Genomic DNA, 6,158 nt, shown 5'->3' on the forward strand with positions numbered 1-6,158 from the left:
GGGGTGGTCGTTGGGCGGTGGCGGGTGCGGGAGAAGCGGGTGAGGCCGCCGGTGCGTACCTCGTTCAGGTCGCGGCCCAGCATGAGAGAGATGAGCCGCAGCCGTTCCACGTCGGCGAGCGGTCCCGTGTGGGCGACACGACCGTCCCTGAGCACCGTCACCTGGTCGCACACCCGGTACAGCTCGTCCAGCCGGTGGCTGACGTACATGACGGCGATCCCGGCGTCCCGCAGCCGCCGGATCACCCCGAACAGCGTCTCCACCTCACGCGGCTCCAGCGACGACGTGGGCTCGTCCATGATGACCACCCGCGCGTCCACGGAGACCGCCCTGGCCAGGGCGACCATTTGCTGCGCGCCGACGCCGAGGGTGCGCAGGGGGCGGCGGACGTCGGTCGCGACCCCGTACCCGGTGAGAACGCGTTCCGCCTCCCCGTACATCGCGGCCGCGTCGATCACGCCGAAGCGGCCGCGCGGCTCGCGGCCGAGGAGCAGGTTGCGGGCCACGCTCATCATCGGGACGAGGTTGACCTCCTGGTAGATGGTGGAGATCCCGGCGCGCTGCGCGTCCATGGGGGTGCCGAACGCGGCGGCCGCGCCCTGGTAGCGCAGCTCGCCGCCGTCCGGCCGGTACACGCCGGTGAAGACCTTGATCAGCGTCGACTTGCCCGCGCCGTTCTCGCCGACGAGAGCGTGCACCTCGCCCGGGCGAAGGGCGAGGGACACGCCATCGAGAGCGAGCACGCCGGGGAAGCGCTTGCTGACCCCCCGAGCCTCGAGAACAGCTTCCAAGTCAGTACGCCTCACCGAGCGAGTCCTTGGCGTTGCTCGTGTCGTAGTCGCGATCGGAAATGATCACCTTGTCTGGGATGGGCTGGCCGTCGAGGAACTTCTGGGCGGTCTCGAAGGCGAGCGGGCCGAAGCGGGGGTTCGACTCGATGACCGAGTGCAGCCACCCGTCGGCGATGCCCTGGACGGCGCTGCGGGTCCCGTCCACCGACACGATCTTGATGTCGCCGGGCTCCTTGCCCGCGCCCTTCAGCGCGGTGACGGCGCCCAGCGCCATCTCGTCGTTCTCGGCGTAGATGCCGTTGATGTCAGGGTTGGACTGGATGAGCTGTTCGGTGACCTGCTGCCCCTTCTCGCGGGCGAACTCGCCGGTCTGCTCGAACGAGATCGCGATGCCGGGAGCCTTCTCCTTGACGCGGTCCTTGAAGCCGTTCGTGCGCTCGGTCGTGACGTTGTTGCCGGGGGCGCCGAGCAGGATGGCGACCTTGCCCTTGCCGTTCAGCGCCTCGATCATGCGGTCGGCGGCGCGCTTGCCCTGCTCGTAGAAGTCCGAGCCGATGAACGTCAGGTAGTCGCTGCACGCCTTGGCGTTGATCTTCCGGTCCACCGTGATGATCGGGATCTTCTTGGCGGCGGCCTGCTGGAGCACGGGCTCCCAGCCGTCGGAGTTCAGGGGCGCGATGACGAGGAGCTGTACGCCCTGGGCGATGAGCTGCTGTACGTCGGTGATCTGCTTGGAGAACTGCGACTGGGCGTTGGTGACCTTGAGATTGGTGATGCCCAGCTTGGCCGCCTCGTCCTTGATCGACTTGGTCTCGGCGATGCGGAACGGGTTGGCCTCCTTCTCCGACTGGGAGAAGCCGACCGTGGCCGTCTTGAGGTCGAACTTCTTGCCGCCGAACTGGTCGAGCGTGCACGTCGGCCCGGCCGAGCCGCTGGGCGACTGCACGACCTGCTGCCCCGCCGTGCTGGCGGTGGCGGGCGCGCTCTGCGGCTGCTCCGCCTTGGCGCAGGCGGCCGCGGTGAGGAGTACGGCCAGCGCTAATGCGGCTGTCCGGATATGGGGGGTCATGGCGGTTCCTTTCCTATCAGCCCCGGCGCCCGGACCACAGGGGTCCGGGCGACCGGCGTTTCACCCGCGGGCGCCGAGTTCACGCCCGCGCTTCAGGCGCGAACTCGGCGCCCGCGGTTCGAGCACGAGCTTCACGCGCGTTTCAGGTGAGGGTGTTTCAGGTGCGCCGCTTCAGGTGCGGTGTTTCAAGTGCGGTGTTTCAAGTGGGGGTGTTCAGGTGCAGGGCGGGTTGATGGCGCTCGTCAGTGCCGTGTTGGCGTCGTGCACGCGCTTCACGTCCGGCTTGGTGATCGCCCTGTCGTACGTCATCAGGCCGTTCAGCTCGGTCTCCACGTCGGTGGTCTGGGTATAGATCGCGGCGCTGAGCTGCTCGCAGGCGTGCAGCCGCGCGAGCTCGTTGATCATCCCGACGTACCGGGTGGTGAGGGCGTCCGGGTCGGGCTCGACGGCGTAGCCCCAGCCGCCGCCCGACCAGGTGTGGCCGATCAGCGGCAGGCCGAGCCCGCCGTACTCGCCGAGTACGTTCGCCCGCGTCCCCGACGGCTTGCCGGGGTTGCCGGGGCCGGGGTAGATGTGGAAGTCCTTGACGTCGCCGTTGCCGCCGTCCACCGCGCCGCAGCAGTTGACCCCGCTCATGTTGTCCACCAGGCGCGACGGGTCCCAGCTCTTGACCAGGTCGGCGATGCGCGCCTGGTCATACTGTCCCCAGCCCTCGTTGAACGGCACCCACATGACGATCGACGGGCTGCTGCGGTGCTGGTCCACCAGCTCGCGCAGCTCGGCCTCGAACTGCGGTCTGTCATTCGTGCGGAACGCCGCCGGCATGTCCTGCCAGACCAGCAGGCCGAGCTTGTCGGCGTAGTAGTACCAACGGTCGGACTCGACCTTGACGTGCTTGCGCACGGTGTTGAAGCCGAGGGCCTTGGTCTGCTCCAGGTCGTACCGCAGTGCCTCGTCGGTCGGCGGGGTGTAGATGCCGTCGGGCCAGAAGCCCTGGTCGAGGGGGCCGAGCTGGAAGACGGGCCGGCCGTTCAGCAGAACCCGGTTGCCGGCGACCGCGATGGAGCGCATCCCGAAGTAGGACTCGACCTTGTCGTCCTTGAGTTCGACCTCCAGGTCGTACAGGTGCGGGTTCTCCGGGGTCCAGAGCTTGGGGTTCGGCACCGGGAGCCTGAGCTCCTGGCCCACCTGGCCGGTCACCTTGCCCACGACGCGGCGGCCGTCCCTGGCGACGACCGTGGCCTTGCCGCCCGTGCCGTGGACCGTCACGTAGAGGGCCTGGCCGCGCAGGTCGGGCACGGTGTCGACGCGGTCGATGTGCTCCTTGCCGACCGGCTCGATCCAGACGGTCTGCCAGATGCCGGAGTTCGCGGTGTACCAGATGCCGCTCGGGTCGAGCCGCTGCTTGCCGATGGCCTGGGTGCCCGCGTCGGTCGGGTCGTACACGCCGACGATCAGCTCCTGCGGGCCACTGCGCTTGAGCGCGTCGGTCACGTCAGCGGTGATCCGGCCGTAGCCGCCCTTGTGGGTGGCGACCTGCTCGCCGTTCACGTACACCGTGGAGTCCCAGTCCACCGCGTCGAGGTGCAGCAGCAGCCGCTCGCCGCGCCAGTTGCGAGGCACGTCGAACGTCCGGCGGTACCACATGCGCTCCTCGTGCCGGCCGATGCCGGACAGCTGCGACTCCACCGGGTACGGCACCACGATGCGTTCGGGCAGGTCACGGCCGATGGGCGCGGCCTCGCCCGCCTTGGCCGGGGTGAACTGCCACTTGCCGTTGAGGCTGCGCCACTGGTCCCTGACGAGCTGGGGCCTGGGATATTCGGGCAGCGGGTTGGCCGGGTTGACGTCGTCGGCCCACTTCGTACGCAGGATGTAGCCGGACCCGTTGATCACGAAGCCGTACGGGAAGGCCTCGACGGGGGTTCCGTCGGTGTAGGCGAGGCCGCCGGCGCCGTTGTAGGCGGCGCGGATGGTGCTGCCGGCCTTGGCCGGGATCGGATATTTCAGCTTCAGCTCGACCGTTTGCGGATTTTTCAGGACTGCTGAGCTTGTGGGCCACTTGGTGCCTGCGACCGTGATGTCCAGCTTGCTCGCCGCGTCCGCCGGGAGCGGGCTCAGAGCCTTGGCGAACGTGAGAGTCGCGACGTCACCGCCCGCGTCCACCCTGGCGTCGGACGGGCCGGGCGGCTCGAAGCCCTCGGGCAGCGTGAACGCCTCCACGGGCACGATCTCCTTCGGCTGGCTCGGACTCTGCCAGCGCAGCCGGAGGTTGGCGCCGCCGAAGTGCTCGAAGTACTCGACCTTCAAGTCGTACTTCTTACCCGCCTCCAGGGCGATCGGGGTGCCGGTCTGCTCGCGGTCCCAGTCGTCCACCCAGTGCTCGATGATCGGCTTGCCGTCCACCCACAGGCGGAAGCCGTTGTCGCCGATCATCGAGAAGGTGTACGTCTCGGAGTACTTGGGCTGGATCTGCCCCGTCCACCGTACGGAGACGTCGTCCTCCCTGCCGGTCAGCAGCTTGAACGCCGGATTCAGGTCTGTCAGCTCCAGGCTGGGGTCGAGAACGCTCGCCTTAAGCTCGGCGAAGTCGAACTTCCCCGCCCCGGAGGCGAGGTAGTAGTCACCGCGCAGCCCGTTCCGCGCGCCGGCGGCCGCGTCGGGAGCGGCGGTGGCGGGGGACGGCTGCCATAACAGGGACATCAGTACGGCCAGCGACAACGCGAGGCGCTTACGCACGGGGGGTCCTTTCGAAACGCGCCGATCAGGTTCGGACAACTTTTGACCCTGACATGCTCCAAAGTAAGCACCGGCGGACCGAGCCGGTCAAGATTTCCGATCAAATTCGTTCTCATACGGTCAGAGGCGAACGCATCTTGGCCCGTCCACTATGATCGGGACGTGAGCGACACGCAGAGCGACGGACGCAGGCCCGTGTTCGCCGCTGAACGCCGGCAGCGCATCCTGGAGCTGGTGCGCGCCAACGGCGCGGTGTCGCTGCGCGAACTCGCCCAGGCCGTCCACTCCTCCGAGGTCACCGTCCGCCGCGACCTGCGCGCGCTGGAGTCGGAGGGCCTGCTCAACCGCCACCACGGCGGCGCCACCCTGCCGGGCGAGCTGTCGCGCGAGGCCGGTTACGCACACAAGGTCTCGCTGGAGTCCGCCGAGAAGGGCGCCATCGCCGACCTGGCGGCCGCGCTCGTCGAGGACGGCGACGCGATCGTGATCGGTCCCGGCACCACCACGCAGGAGTTCGCCCGCCGCCTGACCAGGCATTCCGAGCTGGCCGTGGTGACCAACTCGCTGCTGGTCGCACAGGTGCTGGCCGGGTCGCCGCGGGTCGAGGTGATGCTGACCGGCGGCACGCTGCGCGGCTCGATCCTCGCGCTGGTGGGCAGCGCGGCCGAGCACTCGCTGGCGGGGCTGCGGGTACGCAGGGCGTTCATCTCAGGTAACGGCCTGACCGCCGAACGCGGGCTGTCGACGCCCAACATGCAGGTGGCGGGCGTGGACCGCGCGCTGGCGACGGCCGCGGAGGAGGTCGTGGTACTGGCCGACCACACCAAGATCGGCGTGGACACGATGGTCCAGACGGTGCCGCCCGACCGGATCGACCACCTGGTCACGGACGACGCCGCACCCCGCGACGTGCTCGACGACCTGAGCGCCCGCGGGGTCCGCCTGCACGTCGCCCAGTTCTGACCCTCCTCGGCCGGGCCCGGCCGAAGTACGGCGGATCAGGGGTGGCACCTCACCACGGGACCCCTCCCAAAGACTCCGGCCGGAGTACGGCGCGTCACGGATCGCGCCCGTCGTAAGTCCGCTTCTGATCGAATGTGACAAGCCCGTTACTATAATGTTTCCTTCCTCGACCACGATCGAGGCGGAGGCAACCGTGCTACAGGTGGCAGGCGTTCTCAAGACGTTCCAGGGTGTCACCGCCCTCGACCACGTCACCCTGTCCGTGCGCCCAGGCGAGGTGCACGCGCTGATCGGCGGCAACGGAGCGGGCAAGTCGACCCTGGTGAAGGTGCTCTCCGGGGTGCACCAGCCGGACGCGGGCGAGCTGCGCCTCCTGGGCGAGCCGGTCAGGTTCACCGGCCCGGCCGACGCCAAACGCGCCGGGATCGCCACGATCCATCAGGAGACGAACCTCGTACCGACCATGAGCATCGCCCGCAACCTCCTCCTCGGCCGCGAGCCGAGGGGACGGCTGGGGCTGATCGACGCGGCGGCCGTGCACGCCACCGCCGAAAGGCTGCTGGCCGCGTACGGGCTGGAAGTCGACGTGCGGCGCC

At 69.0% G+C, this 6,158-nt stretch carries 5 protein-coding genes; 2 read left to right on the forward strand and 3 right to left on the reverse strand.

What is annotated here, in order from left to right:
- From AB0J09_RS53610 to AB0J09_RS53620, 3 genes are all read right to left on the reverse strand, one after another.
- The coding region (locus AB0J09_RS53610; RefSeq protein ID WP_360709868.1) for an ATP-binding cassette domain-containing protein at positions 1-791 on the reverse strand (791 nt) is incomplete at its 3' end.
- Position 792: 1 nt separating this feature from the next.
- Positions 793-1,860, reverse strand: a complete 1,068-nt coding sequence (locus AB0J09_RS53615; protein WP_360709870.1) for an ABC transporter substrate-binding protein — start codon at positions 1,858-1,860, stop codon at positions 793-795.
- Positions 1,861-2,073: 213 nt separating this feature from the next.
- Positions 2,074-4,599: a PA14 domain-containing protein gene (locus AB0J09_RS53620; RefSeq protein ID WP_360709872.1), complete on the reverse strand. Its 2,526-nt coding sequence runs from the start codon at positions 4,597-4,599 to the stop codon at positions 2,074-2,076.
- A 162-nt stretch (positions 4,600-4,761) separates the two neighbouring features.
- Here AB0J09_RS53620 and AB0J09_RS53625 point away from each other — a divergent pair, with 162 nt between their 5' ends.
- Both AB0J09_RS53625 and AB0J09_RS53630 read left to right on the forward strand, forming a co-directional pair.
- Positions 4,762-5,562, forward strand: a complete 801-nt coding sequence (locus AB0J09_RS53625; protein ID WP_360709874.1) for a DeoR/GlpR family DNA-binding transcription regulator — start codon at positions 4,762-4,764, stop codon at positions 5,560-5,562.
- A 202-nt stretch (positions 5,563-5,764) separates the two neighbouring features.
- A partial coding sequence (locus tag AB0J09_RS53630) for an ATP-binding cassette domain-containing protein (RefSeq protein ID WP_360709876.1) occupies positions 5,765-6,158 on the forward strand: 394 nt, incomplete at its 3' end.

The sequence above is a fragment of the Nonomuraea sp. NPDC049784 genome (genome assembly GCF_040659615.1).
Taxonomy (GTDB): Bacteria; Actinomycetota; Actinomycetes; order Streptosporangiales; family Streptosporangiaceae; genus Nonomuraea.